The following is a 24,389-nucleotide window of genomic DNA, read 5'->3' on the forward strand; positions in this document are numbered from 1 at the left end:
GGCACCTCGCGGGGAGCGGGGGCCGGGGGCGTCGGGGACGGGAGGCCGCCGCTACGGGCAGTAGAAGCGCACGGCCGACAGCCGGTCGTTGAGGTGGTAGTCGTTGGTGTTGAAGTTGTAGTCGCCCTTCGCACCCCAGTTCCAGGTCGGGGTGAAGTCGATCTGGGACGGGTGCAGCTCGCCGTAGGGGTCGTCCCAGAACTCGATCTGGCACTGGGAGTTGTTCAGCCAGGACGACACCTGGTCGTTGGCCAGGGTCCCGTTCAGGAAGTGGACCTTGGTGAGGCGCACGATCTCGCTCCCGCCGCCGGCGGACGGCGGGACGACGATCGCCTTCGACCCCGCGCCGCCGCCGTCCTGGTAGAGGCAGAGCGCCCACGCCGGGCAGCCGTCGTACGGCGGGTTGGCGGCGGATGCCGGCGCCGCCGAGAGGAACAGTGCCGCCCCGGCGAGCACGCCGGCGACGGCGGTGGTCGCCGGCTTGAAGAAGGAGAGGGCCACGGTGGAACTCGCTTTCCGGATCTGCCCGCGGCGGTGGCGCAGGCGGGGGACGGTGCTCGTGCGCGGCGGGCACCGGGGCCGGGGCCCGCCGCACGACGAGACTGCCGTCGTGGGGAGAGCGGCGGCATCAGTCAAATGACTGCGGATCACCGGGGGCCGCGACTGAGTGACGCGTCGCGCCGGGAAACGGCCCAGAAACCTGGGATGTCGCCGTACCGGCCGGGAGCGCGAGGATTCGGACCATGGCGCCGGCCGCCGAGAGGGTGCCGGGCGCCGCCGATTCCGTATCTCCCGAAGGAGCGTTCCTCCCATGAGTCTTCGCCGATCGGTCTCCGCGGTGGCCACCGGGGCCGTCCTGGCCCCGCTGCTGGCGCTGGCCGCCGGAACCGCACACGCCGCGCAGGGGCCCGCCACCGACCCCGGACCCGTGAACGTCGCGCAGGTGCCCGCCCCCGACTTCCAGACCCTGCCGTCGAACCCGTCGATGCTGCAGCTGACGCGGCGCGACCAGTGCATGGCCTCGTACAACGTCAACTACTGGGTCGGCGGCATGCCGTTCGCCCTCACCCAGCTGAAGCTCTGTCTCTCCGCGCCGGCCACCCTCGTGCGCGGCGCGCAGATCTTCTTCCCCGGTGACCTGAACTACGTCCCGGCCGATCCCGTCTCCGTCCCGACCGGGCCCGTGGTCGTCCCGACCGGGCCCGTCACCGACCCGAACGGACCCGTTCTCGTCCCGAGCGGGCCCGTCCTCGACCCGGCGACCTTCCCCGCCCACCCCTGATCCCGAGGTCCGGTCCGGCCGTCGGCGTCGGCGCGCGCGGGGGGATCAGTCCCCGGCGCGTCGGATCCGCCTGAGCGCGTGGTGGACTGCCCAGGCGTCGGCGACCGGCCCGAGGTGCGCGAGCTTGTCCGGGTTGATGACGGAGCGGACGGTCTGGATCCGGCCCTCCGCGACGTCGAGCACCAGGGTGTTCAGCACCCGGCCGGCGTCGTCGCGGAAGACCGCGCCGGGCTGGCCGTTGACCTCGTGCGGCTCGAAGGTCACGTCGATCCGGGCCATCAGCGGGACCACGGCCGCCAGCAGGCGGGCCACGTTCGCGGCGCCGGACACCGCCCGGGCCAGCTGCGGCGTCTTGCCGCCGCCGTCCCCGACCATCGTGACGTCGGCGGCCAGCAGCTCCTGGAGACCGGCGACGTCGCCCTCGCTCAGGGCGTCGAAGAAGCGCGCGGCGAGCTCGTCACGCTCCTTGCGCTCGGCCTCGAAGCGCGGCCGGCCGTCCCGCATGTGCCGGCGCGCCCGCACCACCAGCTGGCGGCAGGCCGCCTCGGAGCGGCCCACGGCGGCGGCGACCTCGTCGAAGCCGAACCCGAACACCTCGCGCAGCACGAACACCGCCCGCTCCAGCGGACTGAGCCGCTCCAGCAGCAGCAGGGCCGCCATCGACACCGAGTCCGCCAGCTCGGCCGCCCGGGCCGGGTCCGCGTAGGGGTCGGCGAGCAGCGGCTCGGGCAGCCACGGCCCCACGTACTCCTCCCGGCGGACCCGGGCCAGGCGCAGCACGTCGATGGCGATCCTGGTCACCGTGGTGGACAGGAACGCCTTGACCGACACCGGCTGCGTCCGCGAAGCGTCGTAGCGCAGCCAGGCCTCCTGGACGGCGTCCTCGGCCTCGCCCACGCTGCCCAGGATCCGGTAGGCGATCGAGAACAGCAGCGGCCGCAGCTCCTCGAACTCCTCGACCTTGCTCACGCCGGTTTCCTCCCCCTCGAACGGTGACGTGCTGTCGATCATCGGACGCGCGGGCCGCTCAGTGGAACTGCCCGGCCACGTAGCCGCCCGCGGGCTGCCGGGTGATGATGTTCGCCCGGTTGGCCAGGTTCATGAACGAGATCAGCGTGACCAGGGCGGCCAGCTGGTCCTCGTCGTAGTGCGCGGCGGCCCGCGCCCACACCTCGTCGCCGACGCCGCCCGCCCCGTCGGCCACCCGGGTGCCCTCCTCGGCGAGCGCGAGCGCGGCGCGCTCGGCGTCGGTGTAGACGGTGGCCTCCCGCCACGCCGCGACCAGGTTCAGCCGCAGCGCGCTCTCGCCCGCCGCGGCGGCGTCCTTGGTGTGCATGTCGACGCAGACGGCGCAGCCGTTGATCTGGCTCACCCGCAGCGCCACCAGCTCCTGGGTGGCGGCCGGCAGCGGCATGGCCTTGAGCTCCCGGCCCAGCGCCATCAGGCTCTTGACGAGCCGGCCGCCGGTCCCGGTGGCGAAGAAGTCGAGTCGCGCGTCCATGGTGGTTCTCCCTCGTGGTCGTCGGTGCGTCAGGTGCTTCACCCCCTGGGACGGGACAGCCCGCCGTCCTGTGACACGCGCCGGTGCAAGAGGTGCGCGCAGGCGGGCTCCTGACGGCCCGGAGCCCGGCGAATACCCGTTCGGCACGGCCCGCGGTGATCGCTAGACTCCGCCTGCCTACGAACTCTGTGATCGTCATACGAGTCGGGGCCTCACCCATTGGGGGAACCATGAAGCCGCTGCCATCGGGCAGCCGCGTACGCCACGGGCGAAGAAGAGCCGGCGCCGCCGCTCCGGTCGCCCTGTTGCTCGCCGTCCTCGCCACGCTGGTGGGCCAGGCCGGCCCCGCCGCCGCCGTGGCGCCGCCGGCGGCCACCGCCTCGCCCCAGCCGGGCGCGGGCACGAACCCGGCGGCCGATCCGGCCGCCGCCCCGAGCGCGGCGCCCGCCGCCGGGCCGACGGTCCCGCCGCCGGTGGACCCCGAGGCCCAGGCCGCAGCCGCCGCCCGGGAGCTCCAGCAGGCCGACCCGACCGGTCCCTGCCCGGAGGCCCTGACCGCCGGCACGGTCGCCGTCTGCGCGATCGAACCGGGCAAGCCGCAGTCGTTCTCGCTCACCCTGCCCCAGGCCCAGGACGTGCTGTTCGCCCGGATCCTGACGTCCGGCGGTCCGGCGCGCTGGAGCCTGCTCGGGCCGGACAACGCGGCGCAGACCTGCGAGAACCAGTCCGGCGGGATGGTGCGCTGCGCCACCGCACAGGCGGGCACCCACACGCTCCAGGTCACGCAGGAGTACGGCCTGCCGGGCAACCTCTCAATCGCCTACCGGACGCTGCTCGCGCCCGGAGCCTGCCGGACGGTGAGCGCGGCCGACCTCTCCCTCGCCGCACCGGCCGTGCTCCACAGCGTGCTGCCGACCGGCTCCGCCGGCGACTGCTACCTCGCCGAGGGCCTCGCGGCCGGAGACCGGCTTCGCACGTACGTCACCAACTCCGTCGACCGGGCCGTCTACGACGCCACCGGCCAGCAGGCCTGTTCCCCGTACAGCGGCAATCCGCACTCCAACTGGTGGGATTGCACGCTGGTCGGCCAGGCGCCGTTCCGGGTCACGGTGCGGGAGGGCTACTACAACCCGCCGCAGGGGTACGACCTCACCATGACGCGGTTCGCCGGCCGACAGGACTGCGCGGTCGTGGAACCGCAGGCCTACGGCACCTCGCCGGACCTGAACCAGACCGCCCGCTGCCGCACGCTGCGCATCACGGAGAAGGACCGGTACTACCTCGCCGCCGTCACCGCGGCCGGCCCCGGGCTCACCGGCGAGCTGTTCGCGCCCGACGGGAGCTGGGTGAACGCCGGCTGCACCCAGGACTACACCTGCGAGCTGTCCCCCGGCGACCACACCTGGGTGGTCGACCCCCGGACCCCCGCCGACCAGGGCTTCGGCCTGGTCCTGCGTTCGGGCCGGGAGACCAGGGGCTGCACGGCGACCGGTGACACCGGACTGGTGTCCGGCCCGGTCACCGGCTCCTTCGGCACCTCGGGGCAGGCGTCCTGCCTCCTTCTGCCCACCGCCACCGGCACCGGCCTCTACCTGCTCAACCGGCCGCCGAACGAGATGGCCGCGGCCGGTTTCACGGTGCTCGACGCGGCGGGGGCCAAGCAGTGCGAGAACCCCTACGCGTACTACAGCACGATCTGCAAGCTGACCGGGACGGCGCCCTTCCGCGTCCTGCCGACCGGTGTGCCGACCGAGTCGTACCGGCTGCTGGTCCACCGCACCGGTGACACGGCGGGCTGCACGGCCTGGCCCCGCAGCGCCTTCGACGGCGGCTGGGGCGTGGAGGTCACGCCCACCGAGGCCGCGCCGCAGACCTGCCTCGCCCTGCCGGCCGACCAGCACAGCACCGCCGAGTCCGTCGACTACACGAACTCCACCAACACCGGCGGGGCCTCGCTGAGGGTGGTCGACCCGCAGGGCAACGTGGTCTGCGAGGGCAGCGCCTTCACCTGTGCCTTCACCGCCGGTACGCCCTACACGACGCTGCTGGGGGGCGCGTACGGCGAGACCTACAAGCTGGCCCGGCGGGACATCTCGCCGACCGCGAACTGCCTCGCGCCGAACGCCACCACGGTCGGCGGCCGGTCGCTCCCGCTGGCCCTGACGTCGGCGCTGGACGCCCGCTGCATCCGGGTCACCGCCGCCGCCACCGACCGGCTCTGGCTGAGCGCCCGGTCGGCCGCCGGCCGCTACGACCCGACCGTGCAGCTCCAGGTGGCCGACAGCAGCGGCCGGACGGTCTGCGTCCAGTTCGGCTACAGCTGCAAGGTCACCGGTTCGACCTCGTACACGCTGGTCGTGCTCGCGGTCGGCCACAAGGGCAGCGGCTCGGCCCGCGCGAACGTGGACACCTGGCGGGTGGGGACCGCGGACGGCTGGGCACCGGAGTGCACCGCGAACCCGATCTCGGTGGAGGGCTTCTCGCTGCGCGGCGGGCTGTTCACGGAGTCGTCCACGGGGTACTGCGCGGTGGTCGACATGAAGCCGTCGCAGTCCTTCAAGGTCTTCGGCACGGCCGCCCCGACGTCGGGGGACCGGCCCACCGTCCACCTCGCGGGGCCGGCGAAGTGGGACGAGTACACCCCCACCTACACCTGCAACATGAACTCCGGCGAGTTCGGCGGCGTGTGCAACGCCTACTCCGGTGCCACCGCGGGGCAGGCCGTCTTCCTGGTCTCCCCCAGCCGGGGGGCGACCCCGGTCGAGTACACCATGCAAGGGGTGTGCGACCGCTCGTACTCCAACAGTTGCCCGCCGAACCCCCTCATGCTGACCTCGGTCGGCCCCGCCACCGGCGCCGCCGGGACGCAGACCCAGGTCACGGTCCGCGGCAACGGCCTCACCCTGGGCAGCAAGCTGCGGCTGCGGGGCAGCGTGACGTCCTCCCAGTACGACTTCAGGCCGCTCTCGGTCAACCCCCAGGGCACCGAGGCACACGTCCTGTTCGACGCCTACAGCCTCCAGCCGGGGGTGTACGACGTGGTGCTCGACGACGGGGGCATCGGCATCACCCTGGCCAAGGCGTTCACCGTGACGCCCGCGCCGGCCGCGAGCAAGGGCCGGTTCGTGCCGGTGTCGCCCTCGCGGATCCTGAACACCGTGCTGGGCGTCGGCGCGCCGGCCGGCCGGGTCGGCCAGGGCGGCGTGGTGTCGCTCCAGGTCGCCGGAGCGGGCGGGGTGCCGGCCACCGGCGCGACCGCGGTCGTGATGAACGTGACCGCCGTCAATCCGACCCGCAACAGCGCCGTCTCGGCGTACCCGAGCGGCCAGAAGGTGCCGGACCTGCCGACGGTGAGCTTCGCCGCCGGGCAGAACGTCACCAACCTGGTGACGGTGCCGCTGGCCGACGGCAAGGTCGACCTGCGCAACGCGTGGGGCGAGGTGGACCTCGGCGTGGACGTGGTCGGCTACTACACCGACAGCACCACCCAGGGCTCGCTGCTGAGCCCGGTGTCGCCGACCCGCATCCTGAACACCGTGCTCGGTGTCGGCGCGCCGGCCGGCCGGGTCGGCTGGGGCGGCGTGGTGCCGCTCAAGGTGACCGGTGTGGCCGGGGTCCCGGCCGACGGGGTGACGGCGGTCGTGATGAGCGTGACGGCCGTCAACCCGACCCGCACCGGGTACGTGACCGCGTACCCGCACGGCGAGTCGGTGCCCGACGCCTCGGCCGTGAACTTCGCGGCCGGGCAGAACGTGTCGAACCTGGTGACCGTCCCGGTCGGGGCGGACGGCAGGGTCGACCTGTACAACGCCTGGGGCGAGATCGACCTCGGCGTCGACGTCGTCGGCTACTACGGCGCCTCGGGTGCCACCTACACGCCGTCCAACCTGGTGCGGCTGATGGACACCCGCAGCGGTGAGGGTGCCCGGATCGGCGCCCTCGGCGGGGACGGCGACGTGGTCAGCCTGCGGGTGGCCGGCGTCGAGGGCGTGCCCGCGAGCGGGGTGACCTCGGTGCTGATGAACGTCACCGTGGTGTGGCCGACCAACCGGAGCTTCCTGACGGTCTACCCGCACGGACAGGACCGGCCGGACGCCTCGAACATCAACTACCGGCCGGGCGAGGTCGTCTCGACCCTGGTGATGGTTCCGGTGGTGGACGGCCGGGTGTCGTTCGCGAACCAGTGGGGCAGCACCGACGTGGTCGCCGACCTGATCGGATACTTCTCCGCCTGATCCGCGCCTGACGTTCCGCCACCCGCTCGACACCGCGCCGCCCGGAGCCCCGGGCGGCGCGGTGCTCTGTGCGGAGTCCCCGCCGGGCTCCGTCGTCGCCCGCCGGGCTCAGACCCTGAACTCGGCGACGTAGCGGCGCGGTTCGCGGCGCAGATCGCCCTCCCAGCGGTCGGCGCACTGCTCGGCGAAGGTCCGGCGGGTGTGCAGCACCTCGTCCAGCGGGTCGAGGTGGTCCAGCACCCGCGGCGGTTCCAGCCCGGCGTCCACCCGGGCCCGCAGGCCGGCCCGGGCGAGCCGGACCAGTTCGGCGGCGAGGTCGAGCACGCGCTCGCCGCCGAGCATCGTCCGCAGGCCCTCGGCCGGCAGTGCGGCCGCCGCCGCCCGGTGCTGTTCGGCCGTGAAGCCCCGCAGCAACTCCCAGGCCGCCGTGCGGGATTCGGGGTGGTAGCCGAGGCCGGTCCAGAGCGCGGGGACGGCCGCGAGGTGCCGGTACGGCGGACCGTCCCCGGAGCGCAGCTCCATCGTTCCGCGCACCCGCACCGCCGTCCAGAGCTGCGACAGGTGGGAGAGCCAGTCCTCGTAGCGGGGCGGCGAGCCGTCCTCCAGGCCCTCGCGCAGCAGGGCGCCGAACGGGCGCTCCGGGGCGAGCCGGTAGCCGCCGTCCGGGCGCCGGCGGTAGATCATCGGCCGCTCCAGCGCCCAGTCGACGACGTCGCCGATCCCCACGCCGGCGCGCAGCGCGGGCGGCATGACGCCGCAGCGCGCCGGGTCCATCCGCAGCCAGTCCTGCGAGCGGTGCGACAGGACGCCGTTCGAACGCCCGCCGCTGATCGGGGAGTTGACCAGCAGTGCGGCGACCGGGGTGGAAGCGGCCATCAGCGTCCGCAGCTTCTCGGTGAAGTCCCGCTCGTCCAGGAAGTCCAGGTGGACCTGGGTGGACAGCGACAGCGCCATCACCCGGCGCGCCCCGGCGCCGGCTGTGCCGATCCGGGCGAAGTGCTCGCGCATCAGGGCGCCGCGCACCATCGGTACCCAGGCCATCGCCTCCACCCGGTCGAACGGCAGCAGCGCGCCGGGCAGCAGCGCGTGGCCGAACCGGCCGACCAGCTCGGCCAGCCGTTCCAGCATCGCGCGCGCCTCGGTCACCGCCCGGTCCAGCCCGGCGACCGGCACCGAGGAGTACTCCAGCTGCCCGCCGTGTTCGAGGGTGATCCGCACGCCGTCCGGCAGGTGCACGCCGGTCAGCCGGCCGGTGTCGAACTGCGGCTCGCCGCCCCACTCGGCGAGGACGGTGCGCAGCACCGCCTCGATGCCGCCCGCGCCCTCGTACGGGGCGGCCAGGCCGGTCTCCGGGTCGACCACGCCGTTCTCCACCTCCAGGCCGATCCGCTCGACGCCGTCGGCGGACGGCGCGAAGGGGGCGCGCAGGTCGGCGCGGCCCAGCGGCGGCGGGTGCGCCGGGTCCGTCCCGGCTCCGGTGGCGTTCACGGGCGGCTGCCCACCTCGGCGCGGGTGTACGGCTCGCCCCGCTGCCCCCACTGCTCCAGCACCCGCTGCACCACGCCGAGCGCCGACTGGGCCGCGCCCTGCATCCAGGCGTGCGCGGCCGACAGGTGCTCCCCGGCGAACCAGATCCGCGGGGCCTCGACCGGGTGCGGGGCGCCCAGGCCGATCAGGTAGCGGCCGTGCTCGCCGGGGGCGAGGTGGGCGAAGGCACCGCCGCCGAGGCCGATCTGGTCGTCCCAGTTCCAGTGCACGATGTCGTCGACGTCGTCGCGGATCCGGGGGTGCAGCCGCTCCAGGCACTTGAGGACCAGCAGGTCGCGGTCGCCGGGCGGCAGGGTGGTGAAGCGGCGGGCGTTGGCCCCCCACAGGTAGGCGCCGGTGAGCACGGCGGGGGCGTGCGAACGGTCCGGCTCGGCGGCGACCAGGCGGTGCGGGGGGAGGTGGCCGCCGTGGTGCCCGTTGCCGTTCACCGGGGCGCCGTCCGCGGCCGGGCGGGCGTTGTCCGAGGGGTACCAGCACTGCTGGATCGGCATGTCCGTGAAGCTGCCGCCGCCGAAGATGCCGTCCCGCAGCTCCCAGCTGCGCCGCCGGGTGTGCACCAGCGCCTTGGTGCTGCTGGCGTAGCTGATGCCGCGGATGGCGTGCTGCTGGTGGTGCGGCAGCGCGGGCCGGAAGCCGATCTGGTCCAGGGCGGGCACCGGCACGCAGCACACCGCGAGGTCGAAGCGTTCGCTGACCGGGCTGCCCAGCCGCCGTCCGCCGACCCGTACGCCGGTGGCGGTGAGCGCCAGCTCGTCGATCCGGGTGGAGAGCTGGAGCGTTCCCGGCCGCAGCTCCCGGACGAAGGCCTGCACCAGGGCCTCCATGCCGCCGACGAGTTCCAGCTGGCCGAGGTGGAACAGCCCGAAGTAGTCGACCAGCACCTCCAGCAGGCAGGACTGCTCGTAGTGGGCGAGGCCGCTGGCGTGGCCGAGCAGGTGCCAGGCGTCCGCGGAGATCCGCTCGTGGACGTACTGCCAGAGCGAGACGGTGGCCAGCCGGTCCAGCGCCGGGTCGTCCCACCGGCCCTCCAGCAGGCGCCGCTGCTGGTCGTCGCTGAGCGAGGTCCAGACCGTGCGCAGCAGGTTGTCCAGGACGTCGAGCGGGGTGCCGCGCTCGCCGGCGCGCAGCGCGTACACCGAGTCCAGGGTGCCCGCCTGCCGGATGCGGACGCGGTGGCCGCGCAGGTGGTAGTAGGCGTCCGGGTTGAAGTTGACGAACGGGCGGGTCGGCAGGCCGAAGGCCTTGACGTAGTGCAGCACGCAGCGGTGGTTCTCGGGGATGCGCATCGCGCCCAGGTCCGCGTACGTGCCGTCCCAGAAACGGTGGGTGCGGACCCGGCCGCCGGGGCGGTTCAAGCGCTCGTACAGGACGACGTCGAAGCCGCGGCGCTGGAGCTCGTAGCCGGTCACCAGGCCGGCGATCCCGGCGCCGATCACCGCGACCCGGGCGCCGGGGCCCGCCGGGTCGGGGTTCAGCAGGCTCTTGGGGAAGGCAAAGCTCTCGTCGAACATCCGCACCTCGCTGAGTCGATGCCCCAGCATGGGCAGGTGGAGCGGGTGCGAGCCACCAGGGCGCGGCCATCCGGAGGCGGCACGCGGACGCGGGCCCGCCCGGCTGGACGGACCCGCGTCGGTGTGCCGGTCGGCGGTCCGCCGGCGGGGCGGCCTACTTGTTGACGCAGGTGTTGCCGAAGGCCGGGTTGAGCAGCCCGATGATGTTGATCGAGTTGCCGCAGACGTTGACCGGGATGTGGACGGGGATCTGGATCTGGTTGCCGGACAGGACGCCGGGGGAGTTGGCGGCCACACCGTGCGCGACGGAGTCGGCGACGGCGGTGCCGCCACCGGCCAGCAGAGCGGCGGCGGCGAGGACGCCGGCGGCGAGGGCGGTGCGAGTGCGCATGTCTCTCCTCAAGGGGTGAGTTGGCAGATCAGAACACCAATCACACCGGCGGAACGTGCGGATTCGCCCGTATTGGTCGAATCGAGGGCGTGTCCGAGCAGCAGCCTGACCCGGGCCCGAGCCCGAGCAGCAGCAGCCCGGGCCTGGGTCAGGCGGGCGGAAGGTCCTGTTCGGCCCAGATGGTCTTGCCCTGGCGGGTGTAGCGGCTGCCCCAGCGGGTGGTGAGCTGGGCGACCAGGTAGAGGCCCCGGCCGCCCTCGTCGGTCAGGCGGGCCCGGCGCATCCGGGGCTGGGTGGCGCTGGGGTCGGAGACCTCGCAGGTGAGGCGCTCGGCGCGGATCAGGCGGACGCCCACCGGCCCGCCCGCGTAGCGGATCGCGTTGGTGACCAGCTCGCTCAGCACCAGCTCCGTGGTGAACACCAGCTCCTCCAGCCCCCAGGCCACCAGCTGCTCGGTGGCCGCCTCCCGGACCCGCGAGACCGCCGCCGGGTCCGCGTCCAGCGTCCAGCCCGCCGTGGCCTCGGGCGGCACCTCCCGGGTGCGGGCCAGCAGCAGGGTGACGTCGTCGGTGAGCCGGTGGGCCGGGAGGTCGGCGACGAGGTCCCGCCCGAGCTGCCGCAGCGCCGCCCCGGCCGGCGGGACGGCGCCCTCCGGCGGCGCGGCCGCGGCGGCGAGCCGGTGGGACAGCTCGTCCATGCCCTCCTCCAGGTCGTCCGCGTACCCGAGGAGCAGCCCGTCGGTGTACAGCGCGAGCAGGCTGCCGGGCTCCAGCTCGATCTCGGTCACCTCGAACGGCAGCCCGCTCACGCCGAGCGGCGGCCCCGGCCGCAGCGACACGTACGCCACCCGGCCGTCCGGCCCCGCGACGGCGGGCGGCGGGTGGCCCGCCGAGGCCACCGCGCAGCGCCGCGACACCGGGTCGTACACCGCGTACACGCAGGTGGCGCCGAACGGCACGGTCTGCTGGTCGTCCGGAGCGTCGTGGCCGGCGTCGCTCCACACGCCGTGGCTCACCGGGGGCCGGGTGGCGGCGCTCGCGCCGGGCTCGGCGTGGAGCCGCTCTTCCTCCTCCTCCGGCCGTTCGGCCTCCACCATCAGCTGGGCGACCAGGTCGTCCAGGTGGACCAGCAGCTCGTCCGGCTCCAGGTCGAGGTCGGCGAGCGTCCGCACGGCGGTCCGCAGCCGCCCCATGGTCGCGCTCGCGGCCAGCCCGTGCCCGACCACGTCGCCGGCGACCAGCGCGACCCGGGCGGAGGACAGCGGGATCACGTCGAACCAGTCGCCGCCGATCCCGCTCGCCGTGTCGGTGGGCAGGTAGACGCTGGCGGTGGAGACCGCGGTGGTCTCGGCCTGCGAGGGCGGCAGCAGGCTGCGCTGGAGCCCGACGGCGGCGCGGTGCTCGCGCGCGTAGCGGCGGGCGTTGTCCAGGGCGAGCGCGGCGCGGTCGGCGATCTCGCGCAGCAGCTCCAGGTCGGCGGGCGCGTACGGCGGGCGGTGCGGGGCGCGGTGGACGCTCACCCGGCCGAGCAGGCTGCCGCCGGCCCGCAGCGGGACCGTCATCGACGGGGGGAAGTCGGTGTGCGTGGTCTGCGCGCCGGGGTCGGCGTACACGGTGACGCCGGTGGGCGGGGGCGGCGGCGCCCCCGCGCCGGCGGGCGCGGCCGCCGAGGCGACGGCGGCGCGGCGCAGCGCCACCCGGCCGTCCCGCCCCGCCGACGGCTCCCCGCCGCTGAACACCGCCTCGGCGACGTCGACCACCGCCAGCTCGGCGAGCCCCGGCACCGCGCCGCCGTCCGCCGCCGCGCCGCCGCCCGGGGTGGACGGGGCGGGTGACGCCGGTGAGGCGGACGAGACGAGGACGGCGGCCAGCTCCTCCGCCGTCCCGCTGACCGACAGCGAGCCGCCGACGGCCGCCGTGGCCCGGTGCAGCAGGGCGAGCCGCTCGCCGGACCGGTGCAGCTCGGTGACGTCGGTGAACAGCGCGGTCACCCCGATCACCTGACCGTCCGGCGCCTGCAGCCGGAACGCCGAGATGGCCATCACCGCGCCGCCCGCCGGGTCCTCGATGGTGCGGACGATCTCCTCCGCGCCGATCAGCGGCCGGCCGGTGCGCAGCACGTCGCGCAGCCCGCGTTCGACGGCGGCGGCGTCCTGTGCCTGGAGGAAGTCGCCGAGCCGGCGCCCGCGCAGGTCCGGCGGCAGGCCGCTGTAGGGGAGCAGATGGGTGTTGGTGCGCACGAGGCGCAGCCGCTCGTCGAAGACGGCCAGGCCGACCCGGTCCTGCAGGAACAGCTCGCGGGTGAAGGCCTGGTCCTGGCGCGAGCGGGCGATCAGCACGGTGGGGGCGGCGAGCACGAAGTACCGGGGGGTGCCGGTGCGCGGTGCGCCCGGCGGGGGGTCGTCGGCCTCGGCGGGCGCGTTCAGGGGCAGGACCTGGTAGGACAGCGCGAGCCGCTCGCCCCGCCCCGAGCGCAGCACCGCCTCGCCGGACCAGCCCTCGGCCTGCTGCTCCGCGCTGAGTTCGGACATCGCCGGCCATCCGGAGGGGTCGTCGAGCAGCTCGTGCACGCGCCGGCCGTGGACCTGGCCCGGGCCGAGGGCGAGCAGCCGTTGCGCCTCCGGGGTCCAGCGGACGATGCGGCCGTCCGCGTCGAGCAGGGCGCCCATGGCGTCGACGACGAAAGGGGATCGGCCGCGGTGCAGGGCGTCCGCCGTTTCCATCCGGTCCGCTCCTCTCCGTCGGCGGTTCGCTGCCGCGACCCCTCCATCATCCCCCGGCCGGGCGAGCCCGCCAGTTCCGGACGGCGGCGAGGGTGGCGAGGAGGCCGGCGAGGAGGCACCCCGCGGGGGGTTCTCGGACGCCGACTCTTATTGTAATCTCCGTCAATAAGCGGGGCGTGCGGGTTCCCGCGCAGGCCACGCACCTGACGGAGGCAGCCATGGCCCACCCGGCGCAACGCGTTCCCACCCGGACCCACACCGAGGCGGACGACGACGTCTCCAAGCGGCTGCTCGACTCCGCCGCCACCCTCTCCTACGACCCGGCCGTCGAGATCGACTGGGACGCCCCGCTCCCGCCCGGGCACTACGGGCTCAATCCCGAGTGGAGCACCCTCTACGGCACCCCGCTCTGGGCGGAGATGACCGAGGAGCAGCGGGTCACCCTCACCCGCCACGAGGTCGGCTCGATCATGACCACCGGCATCTGGTTCGAGATGATCCTGCAGCAGATGGTGCTGCGCGACCAGTACCTCAAGGACCCGGCGAGCGCCGAGTTCCGCTTCGCGCTCACCGAGATCGCCGACGAGTGCCGCCACTCGATCATGTTCGCCCGCGCCTGCGAGAAGATGGGCGTCCCCCAGTACCGGCCGAACCGGCTGGTCGCCCAGGCCGGGCGCGCCTACAAGTCCCTCGCCCGCGGCGAACTCGCCTACGGAGGCATCCTGGTGGCCGAGGAGGTGCTGGACGTCATGCAGCGCGACTGGATGCGCGGCGAGAACGTCCTCGACATCGTCCGCGGGACGTCCCGGATCCACGTGGTCGAGGAGTCCCGGCACATGAAGTTCGCCCGTCAGGAGATCCGCGAACGGCTGCGCGGGGCGAGCGTCCTGCGCCGGCGCAACGCGGCCTTCGGCATCGCGGCCGGCGCCTTCGTCATCGTCACCAGCATGGTGCACCCGGCCGTGTACCGGGCCGCCGGCCTGGACGTCGAACGGGCGCTCGCCGAGGCCGGGGCCAGCGAGCACCGCCGCGCCATGATGCGCACCAGCAGCCGCCACCTGATGGCCTTCCTCGCCGAGAACGGGCTGCTCACCACGGCGGCGGCGAGGATCTACCGGCGGATCCACATGCTCTGAGCGCGCCCGCCCGGCCCGTTCCCCCGGCACCGTCCCCCGTCCCCCGTTCCCCCGGCACCCGTCCCCCACGCAGCGAGGACCCCACGCCCGCCATGGCCTACGCGATCACCCGTACCTGCTGCAACGACGCCTCGTGCGTGTCCGTCTGCCCCGTCAACTGCATCCACCCCACGCCGGACGAGCCGGACTTCGGCCGCACCGACATGCTGTACATCGACCCGGCCGCCTGCATCGACTGCGGCGCCTGCGCGGACGCCTGCCCGGTGGACGCCGTCTTCCCGGTCGACCGGCTGATGGGGCCCGACGCGGTCTACGGCGAGCTCAACCGGGACTGGTTCCGCGACCACCCCGCCGACCACGCCTGGGGCGCGCCCGTCTTCCCCCGCAGCCTGCCCGCCGGTCCCGGGACCGGCCCGCTGCGGGTCGCCGTCGTCGGCACCGGGCCGTCGGCGAGCTACACCGCGCAGGCACTGCTGCGCTCCACCGGTGCCGAGGTCACCATGATCGACCGGCTGCCGGTGGCGGGCGGACTGCTGCGGCACGGGGTCGCCCCGGACCACCAGTCGACCAAGCGGATCGCCGAGAGCTTCGCCTCCGTCTTCCACGACCCGCGGCTGCGGGTCCACCTCAACGTCGAGGTCGGCACCGACCTCCGCCACGCCGAACTCACCGCCCACCACCACGCGGTGGTGTACGCGGTCGGCGCCGCCGCCGACCGCCGGCTCGGGGTGCCCGGCGAGGACCTGCCGGGCAGCGTGCCCGCCACCACCTTCGTCCGCTGGTACAACGCCGAACCGACCGTGCCGGGCGACGCGGTCGCCCTCGGCGGCGGGACGGGGGACGGCGCCGAACGGGCCGTGGTGATCGGCAACGGCAACGTCGCGGTCGACATCGCGCGGATCCTGCTCACCGACCCCGACCGGCTCGCCGCCACCGACATCGCCGACCACGCGCTCGCCGCGCTGCGCCGCAGCCCGGTCCGCGAGGTCGTCCTGCTCGCCCGGCGCGGGCCCGAGCACGCCGCGTGGACCGCGCCCGAGTTCCTCGCCCTCGCCCGGCTGCCCGGCGTGGACATCGTGGTGGACGACCACCCGGGGGTCCGCGCCGCCCTGGCTGGAGCCCCGCGCGGCTCCGGAGCGGCGCTGCTCGCCGGCCTCCCGCTGGAGCGGGTGGACACCGCCGCCGCGCCCCGGCCCGGCCGGCGGATCGTGCTGCGCTTCCACGCCGCGCCCGCCGCCCTGCTCGGCGACGAGCGCTCCGGCCGGGTCACGGCGGTCCGCCTCGCCGGCGGCGACGAACTCCTGCGCGCCGGTCTGGTCGTGCGCTCCATCGGCCACCGCGGCGTCCCCGTCCCCGGGCTGCCCTTCGACGACACCGCCGGCGCCGTCCCGCACACCGGCGGGCGCGTCCTCGACCCGGCGACCGGCCGGCCGCTGCCCGGGACCTACCTGGTCGGCTGGGCCAAGCGCGGCCCCTCCGGCGGCATCGGCGCCAACCGCGCCTGCGCCGAGGAGACCGTCCACGCCCTGCTGGACGACGCCGTCGCGGGCGTCCTGCCCGTGCCCGCGGCCGACCGCAGGTCCTTCGAGCGCCTGGTCCGCGCCCGCCGCCCCGACGCCCTCGGCCTGCGCCAGCTGCGCGCCATCGACCGCGCCGAACGCGCCCGGGGCGAGGCCACCGGCCGCCCCCGCGTCAAACTCCCCACCGTCCCCGCCCTCCTCGCCGCCGCCCGCCGCTGACCCCCCCTCGACAGGCCCCGATCACGGCCCGACGAGCACCAGCACGATGCGGATCTCCTGGGCGTTGACGCGGTATCCCAACGTCATGCCGGGTACTGCGTCATCACCGGGGATGGTGACGACACGCCCGGAGACGTCGTCCCCGGGCGTGTAGGGAAGGCCCGGTTCCGGGTCGCGCCTGATACTGCGGAGGGTGTGAAGGAACCGGCGTCGCTGGTCCGTGGTGAGACCGGCCACGGCGGGCCGGACGGCATCGTCGAGGAAGAGCGGCCGCAGGTCAGACATCCAACTCCTCCCATTCAGGCAGGACTTCGGCGAGCGGCGTGCCCGGCCGGTCGAAGGCGGTCCGCAGCGCATGCTCGATCTCGGGGACGGTTCGCAGGTGCAGCAGCTGCTGCCAGCTCTTGAGGTAGTCCCGGATCTCGTGCAGGGGTACGTCCTCGATCTCGGTGGCGAAGCGGTCGAGATCGGGGCCGGAGAGAGTCCCGCGGAACTCGCGGATGGTTCGCGGGCCCTCCGACGGCAGGCGGGGCTGGACGGGTTGAGCACTCATGGCGGTGCCTCGCTTCGACCGGAAGGGGATGACGCGCCGAACCTACCGCCGGTCCGGTCCGGCTCGCACCTGAGCAGAGTAAGTCTGATGGTCCGCTCTTCGGTCGAACATCTCTCAGCTGAAGAGGACGCCGAGGTCGAGGTGGGTGATGAGGAAGGTGTTGGTGACCGGGTCGTGGGCGTGCAGGAGGGCGGTGGCGCCGGCGGGGACGGCGGGGTCGCCGGGCGGGGTGCGGACGGCGAGGAGGGCGGGGGAGCCGTCGTCGGTGGTGGTCTCGGCCCAGCCGGAGACGGTGTCGGCGCCGCCGGGGAGGACCACGCAGGCGCGGCCGACCAGCGGGAACTGTTCGGAGGCGAGGAGGTCCCCGGGCAGTTCGTCCGGCAGGTCCCCGGAGGCGGCGTCGACGTGGGGGTCGGTGCCGCACCCCCCGCTCCGGGTGCCGGTGGTGCGGCCGACGCCGTGCCCCCCGGACACGGCGTCGGCTCCGAGGCCGCTGAGCAGGGCCAGCATCCAGTACTCGGCGGTCACCAGCAAGGTCGGAAGCTTCGGTGCGGCCTTGAACTCCCCCCGCATCCGCCCGTCCCCCCGACCTCGTTCGGCGCCGGACCCCCCGGGCGCCGTGGTGATCCTGTCAGGAGGAAAGCGTCCGCACACTGCCAGGACCCGGCAATCTTGACGCTGCTTTGACACCTGAAAATATCCGGAATCCGTAAGCAACGCGTGGCCCACTGAAACGTTCACGATGGAACTGTCGCGGGCCCGGAACGGTCGCCGAGCGGTCACGCGACGGGCCCGGAACGGTCAGGCCCGGAACGGTCAGGGCCGGAGCGGCTGGTCGGGCCAGTCGAGCAGCCGCGCGCCCATCACCGCGGTCTCCAGGGTGTAGCGGTGCAGCGCGTCCGCCGGGTTGTAACCGGTCAGCTCGCGGATGCGGTCCAGCCGGTAGCCGAGCGCGCGCACGCTCAGGCCCAGCCGCCGGGCGGTCTCGGCGTTCACGTACCCGGCCTCCGCCTGGACGGTGATGGTCTCCAGCAGCGGGCGGGCGCCGCCGCGCGCGGAGGTGAGCGGGCCGAGCACGGTGCGCACCAGGTCGGCCATCGCGGAACGGTCCCGCATCAGCACAGGGAAGACCAGCAGTTCCTCGGCGCGCAGCCGCTGCGCGGACAGCTCCAGCCGCTGCGCGTACTCCAGCGCGCCGAGCGCCTCCTCGTAGCTGCGGACGATGCCGCCGGTGCCGGCGTGCCGGCGGCCGGTCGCCACCCGCAGCGCGGGAGGGTAGCCGGCGCCGGGCCGCAGGGCGAGGTCGGTGAAGGCGGTGAGGACGGCCTGTTCGCCGTCGGAGGCGATGCAGACCAGCCGCCCGTCGCGGGCGGCCAGCAGCAGGGTGCGGTCGTCGTAACGGCCGGTCAGTTCGCGCAGCACCCGGTGCGCGGCGGGTGCGCCCTCCAGGTAGGGCTCGTCGGCGACGGCGACCGCGACGGTGTATCCGGCGGCCAGCCGCAGGCCGAACCGCTCGGCGCGCTCGGCGAGCCGGCCGAGGTCGGAGCGGCCGTGCAGCAGGTCGTTGACCAGCTCGCGCCGGTTGGTCTCCTCCTGGCGCACGGCCATCCGCTGGGCGCGCTCGTGACCCTCGGCGAGGGCGCCGAGGGCGGCCTGGGTGGCGGCGAGCACGGCGTCCCCGGTGCGCCGCAGCTCGGCGGCGGTGGCGGCGGTGAGGCCGGGGAGGGTCTGCCAGGCGGCGCGGGTGGCGCCGAGACAGGCGCCGACGAGTTCGCGCAGGCCGTGGCCGGTCTCCGCGCCGCGCTCGCCGAGGTCGCGCAGTCGCTCCAGTTCGGCGCGGCGCAGCAGGCGGCCGGTGCGGGAGACGTCGGTGAGCAGGTCCAGGCAGTGGTGGGCCAGCTCGTTGGGGATGTCGGGTGCGCCGGTTCCGTTGGCCACCGTCATGTCGTCGTGTCCCGCCCCGGTCCGTCGGTGTGGTCGGGCCGGCCGGCGTGCCCGCCGGTCGGCTTCCTCGCTGGTCAGCCGGGTGCGTTCCGCCGCTGGTCGGGCGGCCGGCTGCCCAGGCCGGGATGCTACCCGGTCGGTGCCCCGGCCGTCCCGCGCGTCCGCCGCGCCCGCGGCGGCACCGCCTGCGCCGACGGCTCCGGGCCCCTACGCCGGAGCCGCCGGCTGCCGGGCCGTCAGCGGCCGGTGGCAGGCGACGGTCCGCCCCGGGGACACCTCGCGCAGCCGCGGCACCTCGCTCGCGCACCGCTCGTCGGCGAACGGGCAGCGGGTGCGGAACCGGCACCCGGACGGCGGGTCGAGCGGGGACGGCGGGTCGGCGGGGAGCAGCCCGGTGTCGCCGAGCGGGCGGCCCGGCTCGGGGACGGCGGCGAGCAGCGCCGCCGTGTAGGGGTGGGCGGGTGCGGCGAGCACCTCCTCGGTGGGGCCCTGTTCGCAGAGCCGGCCGAGGTGGAGCACCGCGACGTCGTCGCTGACGGCGCGGACCACGCCGAGGTCGTGCGAGATGAACAGGCTCGCCAGACCGCGCTCCTCGGTCAGCCGGCGCAGCAGGTTGAGCACGGTGGCCTGGGCGGAGACGTCGAGGGCCGAGACGGCCTCGTCGGCGATCAGCACCCGGGGTTCGGCGGCGAGCGCCCGGGCGATGGCGACCCGCTGGGCCTGGCCGCCGGAGAGCTGGGCGGGCCGGCGGTCGCCGAACAGCGCGACCGGCAGGCCGACGGCCTCCAGCTGCTGCTCGACCACGGCCACGCGGTCGACCGACGGGTCCGGGTGGGCGTCCAGCGGTTCGGCGACGAGGTCGCGCACGGTGCGGCGCGGGTTGAGCGAGGAGACCGGGTCCTGGAACACCATCTGCATCCGGGGGCGCAGGGCCCGCAGCGCGCGCGGGGCGAGCGCGGCGAGGTCGGTGCCGTCCAGGGTGACGGTGCCGGTGGTGGGCGGGGGCAGCCGCAGCAGGGCCTTGGCGATGCTGCTCTTGCCGGAGCCGGACTCGCCGACCAGGGCGAGGGTGCGGCGTTCGCGCAGGGTGACGTCGACGCCGCTGACGGCGTGCAGCGGGCCGGAGCGGGTGCGGTGGACCACGGACAGTCCGGTGGCCCGCAGCACGACGGGCGTGTCCGCCTCGGGGGAGGCCGGGGTGGACTCGGGTGCGGGGGTCATGCGGCGGTCTCCTCGGCCTTCTCCGGCAGCGCGGCCGACGGGGTGAGCGGGAAGTGGCAGGCGGCGGTGTGCCCGGCCCCGGCCCGGTGGAGCGGCGGCGCGTCCGTCGAGCAGAGCGCCTGGGCGCGCTCGCAGCGCGGCGCGAACGGGCAGCCGGGGGTGGGCCTGGAGAGGTCCGGCGGCGAGCCGGCCACGGCGGGCAGGGTGCGGCGCAGCGGCCCGGTGACCCGGGGCACCGAGCGCAGCAGCGCGGCGGTGTACGGGTGGGCGGGGGTCTCGGTGACGGCCTCGGTGGGGCCGGTCTCGACGACCCGTCCGCCGTACATGACGGCGATCCGCCGGGCGCGGCCGTAGAGCAGGCCGATGTCGTGGGTGATCAGCAGGGTGGCCAGGCCCCGGGTCTCGCGGTGCCGGTCGAGCAGGTCGAGCACGGTGCGCTGGACGGTGACGTCGAGCGCGGTGGTGGGTTCGTCGGCGAGCAGCAGGGCGGGGGAGCCGGCCAGCGCGGCGGCGATGCCCACGCGCTGGCGCAGGCCGCCGGACAGCTCGTGCGGGTAGGCGCGGGCGCGCCGGGCCGGGTCGGGGACGTCGACGGCGGCGAGCAGTTCGGCGGCGGTGCGCAGCCGTTCCCGGCGGGGCATCCGGCGCCGGTTGGTGAGCGACTCGGTGACCTGGTCGGCGATCCGGACGACCGGGTTGAGCGAGGTCATCGGGTCCTGGTGGACCATCGCGACGCCGGTGCCGAGCAGTTCGGCGCGCCGGCCGGCGGTGGCGGTGAGCAGGTCCTCGCCGTTGAGCAGGACCGAGCCGGTGGCGGTGGCGCGGGTGGTGCGCGGGTGGACGCCGAGCACGGTGCGGGCCAGGACGGACTTGCCGGAGCCGGACTCGCCGACGACGCCGAGGCACTCGCCGGCGCCGATGGTCAGGTCGATGCCGTGCAGCACGTGCAGCGTCCGGCCGTCGGGGGTGTGCAGGGTGGTGTCGAGCGAACGGACCTCCAGAACCGGGCTGGTCATCCTCGCCCTCCCTTCGAACGCAGCTGCTCGCCCAGGTAGTTGAGGGCGAGGACGGTCAGGCAGAGCACCGTCGCCGGGGCGAGCGAGATCCACGGGGCGCTGCCGAGCGTGGTCCGGCCCTCGGCGATGATGCCGCCCCAGGACGGCTCCGGCGGGCGCAGCCCGAAGCCGAGGAAGCTGAGCGAGCCCTCGGCGACGATGGCGACGGTGGTGGCGGTGAACGCGAAGGTGAGCGCGGCGGGGGCGACGTGCGGGACGACCTCGCGGCGCAGGATGCGCAGCGGCGGGGTGCCGATCATCCGGGCGGCCTGGACGAAGCCGCGCTCGCTGAGCGACAGCACCACGGCGCGCACCACCCGGGTGAAGTGCGGCACGGTGAACAGGCCGATCAGCGCGCCGATCAGGGACAGGCTGGGGCCGCGCAGCGAGACCGCGATCATCACCAGGATCAGGGTGGGGACGGACATCAGCAGGTCGGTGGCGAAGCCGATCACCTTGTCCACCGGCCCGCGGAACCAGCCGGCCGCCACGCCGAGCGCTCCGCCGCCGAGCAGGCCGACGGCGATGGTCAGCCCGGCGACGGTGAAGGAGGCGCGGGCGCCGGCCACGGTCCGCTGCAGGACGTCGCGCCCGGCGGCGTCGGTGCCCAGCCAGTGGCCGGGACCGGGGGCGGCGGCGGGGTTGGCGAAGTCGCCGTGCAGCGGGTCGAAGCCGGGCAGCAGCGGGAGCAGCAGGGCGGCGAGCGCGACGACGGCCAGCCAGGTGCCGGCGGCCAGCACCCCGGTGGAGGGGCGGCGGCGCGCCGCCTTCTTGCGCGGGACGGCGGCGGTGGGGGCGGTGGGGGTGGGGACGGTCTCAGCGGCGCTCATCGGCGATCCTCGGGTCGATCGTGCGGTACAGCAGGTCCACGGCGAAGGTGGCCGCCACCACGGCGACGGCGCTGACCACCACCACTCCCTGCACCACCGGGAAGTCGCGGCCGTTGATCGCCCCGGAGACCCACGTGCCGACGCCGGGCACCGCGAACAGCGTCTCGACCAGCACCGAGCCGCCGAGCGAGGTCCCGATGCCGATGCCGATCAGGGTGACCAGCGGCAGCGAGGAGGGCCGCAGCGTGCGGCGCAGCAGCAGCCGCACGGTGCCCATGCCGCGGCTGCGGGCGGCGGCGACGTAGGTCTGGTCGAGGGTGTCGAGCAGTTGGCCGCGCAGGGTGCGGGTGAAGACGGCGGCCTCGGTGAGGCCGAGGGTGAGCGCGGGCAGCACCAGGTGGCGCAGGTTCTCCAGCGGGTCCTCGGTGAACGGGGTCCAGCCGGTGGCCGGCAGGATCCGCAGCTGGACGGCGGTGAACCAGATCAGCAGCAGGCCGAGCACGAAGCCGGGTACGGCCAGCCAGACGAAGGCGCCGGCGGTGGCGATCCGGTCGACCGCCCCGCCCGGCCGCCAGGCCGACCAGAGCGCGACCGGCAGGGCCAGACCGAGCGCCACCACCTGGGCGGCGACGAAGAGTTCGAGGGTGACCGGGACCCGGTCGGCGAGCTCGGTGGTGACCGAGACGCCGGTGGACAGCGAGTGGCCGAGGTCGCCGTGCAGGGCGTCGCCGAGCCAGCGCCAGGTGGCCGCGAGCACGTTCTCGTCCAGGCCGAGCTTGGCCTCGTAGGCGGCGACCTGCTCCGGCGTGGCGGTGGGGCCGAGCGCGGCGAGGGCGGGGGAGCCGGGCATCAGGTGCGGCAGGGAGAGCGCCGCGACGGTGACCAGCAGGAGCACCGCGGCGGCCCGTCCGAGCCGTGCGGCGGTGCGTCCCGCCGTGCGGAGGGCGGCGGGGGTCACTTCTTCACCCACAGCGAGGCCGGGGAGACGTTGACGACGGTCCGCTTGGAGACGTCGGGCAGGCCGCCGATCCTGGCGGAGGCCAGCAGGCCGATCCTGTTCTCGGTCAGGAAGAGCATCGGGGCGTCGTTGACGACCTCCTGCGCGGCCTCCTGGTAGGAGCGGGCGCGCTGGGCCGGGTCGACGGCGGCGCGTCCGGCGGCGATCGCCTGGCCGGCCTTCGGGTTGTTCCAGCCGGTGAAGTTGAACGTGGCGTCGGGCACGTAGAGGCTGGCCAGAGCGGTGTCGGTGTCGCCGAACATGCTGGTGATGAAGTCCATCACCTGGAACTTGCGCTGGAACATCGCGGTGCCCAGGCCCGCCGGGTCCAGCGGCTTGATGGTCATCTTCACGCCGACCTCGGCGAACATCTGCTGGAGCACGGTGGCCCGCTGCTGGCCCTCGGGGCGGCTGTCGACGAGGTACTCGAAGGAGAGGTCGGAGTGACCCGCCTCGGCGAGCAGGGCGCGCGCCTTGGCCGGGTCGTGCGCGGGGTAGCCGGAGGCGTCGCCGGCGGCCCGGTAGGGGGAGGCGGAGCCGATCGGGCCGTCCGAGACCTTGCCCTGGTCGAGGTAGACGACCTTCTCGACGGCCGAGCGGTCGACCGCGTACTGCAGTGCCTTGCGCACCTTCGGGTCGTCGAAGGGCGCGGCCTTGGTGTTGAACAGCACGGTGGAGGTGGAGCCGGGGCCGGCGGCCACCCGCAGGCCGTCGGTGGCGGCCTGCTTGAGCTGGGTGGGGGTCTCGGCCCAGACGACGTCGGCGTCGCCGGAGCGCAGTGACTGGTAGCGGCTGTCGGCGTCCGGCAGCACCTTGTAGACGAGCTTGTCGGCGTGGCCCTTGGCGCCCCAGTAGGAGGGGTTGCGCACGAGGGTGGCGGAGACGCCCGGCTGCACGCTCTCCAGCGTGTACGGGCCGGAGCCGACGGCGGGGGTGTCGGCGCCGGCGGGCGCCTCCGAGACGTAGCCGAGGGAGCGGGTGAACAGGCTGGGGAAGGCGGCGTTGGGGGACTTGAGGGTGAAGCCGAGGGAGGTCGGGGAGTTGACCGTCATGGCGCCGATGGTGGCGGCGTCGGTGGCGCAGGAGCACTTGGACTCGGGCTTCGCGAGCCGGTTGACGTGGTCGACCACGGCCTGCGCGTCGAGCGGCTTGCCGTCGCTGAAGGTGACGCCCTCGCGCAGCTCCAGCGTCCAGGCGGTGGCGTCGGCGTTCGGGGTGAAGGCCTTGGCCAGGTAGGGCTGCACGGCGCCGTTGTCGCCGTTGACCATCAGCGGGTCGTAGAGCGCGTTGGCCAGGATCATCATCGGCATCGAGGTGAGGGTGGTCTCGGCCGGGTCGAGCTTGGTGAACGGGCGGTCGAGGCCGATTCTCAGGGTGCCGCCGTCGACGGCGGGGCCGTCGTCCTGGGCCGCGGCGGTGGCCGCACCGCCGCCGGAGACCGTGTCGTCGGACGCGGAGCAGGCGGAGGCGGTGAGGGCGAGGGCCGCCGTGCAGACCGTGGACGCCAGGACGAGCGTGTGCCGCTTCATGATTCCTCGGGAGGGTTCGGGGGGCTTCGGGGAGGGGGAAGACCGGCGGGCGCAGCCGGACCGGTGGCCGCCGGACACCACCCTTTGGAAGTGGCACAACTGCCAACTGGCAGTTGTGCAAACTTCGGATGACGAAATGTCGACGACTTGGCGCGCGGCTTGAGCGGGCCGCGCCGGGCGTGATTCCGTACGACT

Annotated in this window: 20 protein-coding genes; 4 read left to right on the plus strand and 16 right to left on the minus strand. The window is 74.8% G+C overall.

What is annotated here, in order from left to right; translation table 11 throughout:
• Positions 1–51: 51 nt before the first annotated feature.
• Positions 52–501 carry a peptidase inhibitor family I36 protein gene (locus ABT238_RS09575; protein WP_350567305.1) on the minus strand — a complete coding sequence of 150 codons (450 nt, stop codon included), beginning with the start codon at positions 499–501 and terminating at the stop codon, positions 52–54.
• Positions 502–811: 310 nt separating this feature from the next.
• Between ABT238_RS09575 and ABT238_RS09580 the strand changes: the two genes are divergently transcribed.
• Positions 812–1,282 carry a hypothetical protein gene (locus ABT238_RS09580; RefSeq protein WP_350567307.1) on the plus strand — a complete coding sequence of 157 codons (471 nt, stop codon included), beginning with the start codon at positions 812–814 and terminating at the stop codon, positions 1,280–1,282.
• Positions 1,283–1,327: 45 nt separating this feature from the next.
• Here ABT238_RS09580 and ABT238_RS09585 read toward each other — a convergent pair whose 3' ends face one another.
• Together ABT238_RS09585 and ABT238_RS09590 are read right to left on the minus strand one after the other, a co-directional pair.
• Positions 1,328–2,251, minus strand: coding sequence for an RNA polymerase sigma-70 factor (locus tag ABT238_RS09585; RefSeq protein WP_350756379.1), 924 nt, complete (start codon positions 2,249–2,251; stop codon positions 1,328–1,330).
• Positions 2,252–2,309: 58 nt separating this feature from the next.
• Complete coding sequence (locus ABT238_RS09590; RefSeq protein ID WP_350756381.1) at positions 2,310–2,783, minus strand: carboxymuconolactone decarboxylase family protein; 474 nt, start codon at positions 2,781–2,783, stop codon at positions 2,310–2,312.
• A gap of 230 nt (positions 2,784–3,013) precedes the next feature.
• Here ABT238_RS09590 and ABT238_RS09595 point away from each other — a divergent pair, with 230 nt between their 5' ends.
• Positions 3,014–7,018, plus strand: coding sequence for a hypothetical protein (locus tag ABT238_RS09595; protein ID WP_350756383.1), 4,005 nt, complete (start codon positions 3,014–3,016; stop codon positions 7,016–7,018).
• Positions 7,019–7,126: 108 nt separating this feature from the next.
• On the opposite strand, the gene ABT238_RS09600 is transcribed toward ABT238_RS09595, so the two are convergent.
• The 4 genes from ABT238_RS09600 to ABT238_RS09615 form a co-directional block, all read right to left on the minus strand.
• Complete coding sequence (locus ABT238_RS09600) at positions 7,127–8,506, minus strand: glutamate-cysteine ligase family protein (RefSeq protein ID WP_350567318.1); 1,380 nt, start codon at positions 8,504–8,506, stop codon at positions 7,127–7,129.
• Complete coding sequence (locus tag ABT238_RS09605) at positions 8,503–10,107, minus strand: flavin monoamine oxidase family protein (RefSeq protein WP_350567321.1); 1,605 nt, start codon at positions 10,105–10,107, stop codon at positions 8,503–8,505. The genes ABT238_RS09600 and ABT238_RS09605 overlap by 4 nt, the downstream gene beginning before the upstream one ends.
• A gap of 124 nt (positions 10,108–10,231) precedes the next feature.
• Complete coding sequence (locus tag ABT238_RS09610; protein WP_350567324.1) at positions 10,232–10,468, minus strand: chaplin; 237 nt, start codon at positions 10,466–10,468, stop codon at positions 10,232–10,234.
• Between the two features lie 148 nt (positions 10,469–10,616).
• The gene (locus tag ABT238_RS09615; protein WP_350756385.1) at positions 10,617–13,190 is read right to left on the minus strand and encodes a SpoIIE family protein phosphatase; all 2,574 of its coding nucleotides are present in this window, start codon (positions 13,188–13,190) and stop codon (positions 10,617–10,619) included.
• Between the two features lie 218 nt (positions 13,191–13,408).
• On the opposite strand from ABT238_RS09615, the gene ABT238_RS09620 reads away from it, so the two are divergent.
• On the plus strand, positions 13,409–14,326 hold the full coding sequence (locus ABT238_RS09620) for an AurF N-oxygenase family protein (RefSeq protein WP_350567328.1): 918 nt from the start codon (positions 13,409–13,411) through the stop codon (positions 14,324–14,326).
• A gap of 92 nt (positions 14,327–14,418) precedes the next feature.
• Entirely contained in the window at positions 14,419–16,065 is a 1,647-nt protein-coding gene (locus tag ABT238_RS09625) for a 4Fe-4S binding protein (RefSeq protein WP_350756387.1), read from the plus strand.
• Positions 16,066–16,086: 21 nt separating this feature from the next.
• On the opposite strand, the gene ABT238_RS09630 is transcribed toward ABT238_RS09625, so the two are convergent.
• The 9 genes from ABT238_RS09630 to ABT238_RS09670 form a co-directional block, all read right to left on the minus strand.
• Positions 16,087–16,350: a hypothetical protein gene (locus ABT238_RS09630; protein ID WP_350567334.1), complete on the minus strand. Its 264-nt coding sequence runs from the start codon at positions 16,348–16,350 to the stop codon at positions 16,087–16,089.
• Positions 16,343–16,618 (minus strand): hypothetical protein, encoded by a 276-nt coding sequence (locus ABT238_RS09635; RefSeq protein WP_350567337.1) that lies wholly within the window; start codon positions 16,616–16,618, stop codon positions 16,343–16,345. Before ABT238_RS09635 ends, ABT238_RS09630 begins: the two co-directional genes overlap by 8 nt.
• A gap of 114 nt (positions 16,619–16,732) precedes the next feature.
• Positions 16,733–17,152, minus strand: coding sequence for a hypothetical protein (locus tag ABT238_RS09640; RefSeq protein WP_350567340.1), 420 nt, complete (start codon positions 17,150–17,152; stop codon positions 16,733–16,735).
• A 282-nt stretch (positions 17,153–17,434) separates the two neighbouring features.
• The gene (locus ABT238_RS09645; protein WP_350567343.1) at positions 17,435–18,562 is read right to left on the minus strand and encodes a PucR family transcriptional regulator; all 1,128 of its coding nucleotides are present in this window, start codon (positions 18,560–18,562) and stop codon (positions 17,435–17,437) included.
• 207 nt (positions 18,563–18,769) lie between these two features.
• Positions 18,770–19,783 (minus strand): ABC transporter ATP-binding protein, encoded by a 1,014-nt coding sequence (locus ABT238_RS09650; protein WP_350567346.1) that lies wholly within the window; start codon positions 19,781–19,783, stop codon positions 18,770–18,772.
• Positions 19,780–20,799: an ABC transporter ATP-binding protein gene (locus tag ABT238_RS09655; protein ID WP_350567349.1), complete on the minus strand. Its 1,020-nt coding sequence runs from the start codon at positions 20,797–20,799 to the stop codon at positions 19,780–19,782. Before ABT238_RS09655 ends, ABT238_RS09650 begins: the two co-directional genes overlap by 4 nt.
• Positions 20,796–21,668 carry an ABC transporter permease gene (locus ABT238_RS09660; RefSeq protein ID WP_350567351.1) on the minus strand — a complete coding sequence of 291 codons (873 nt, stop codon included), beginning with the start codon at positions 21,666–21,668 and terminating at the stop codon, positions 20,796–20,798. The genes ABT238_RS09655 and ABT238_RS09660 overlap by 4 nt, the downstream gene beginning before the upstream one ends.
• Positions 21,655–22,626, minus strand: a complete 972-nt coding sequence (locus tag ABT238_RS09665; protein WP_350567353.1) for an ABC transporter permease — start codon at positions 22,624–22,626, stop codon at positions 21,655–21,657. Before ABT238_RS09665 ends, ABT238_RS09660 begins: the two co-directional genes overlap by 14 nt.
• Positions 22,623–24,194: an ABC transporter substrate-binding protein gene (locus ABT238_RS09670; RefSeq protein WP_350567356.1), complete on the minus strand. Its 1,572-nt coding sequence runs from the start codon at positions 24,192–24,194 to the stop codon at positions 22,623–22,625. Before ABT238_RS09670 ends, ABT238_RS09665 begins: the two co-directional genes overlap by 4 nt.
• Positions 24,195–24,389 lie beyond the last annotated feature (195 nt).

Source organism: Kitasatospora sp. NPDC001527 (genome assembly GCF_040298605.1).
Taxonomy (GTDB): Bacteria; Actinomycetota; Actinomycetes; order Streptomycetales; family Streptomycetaceae; genus Kitasatospora.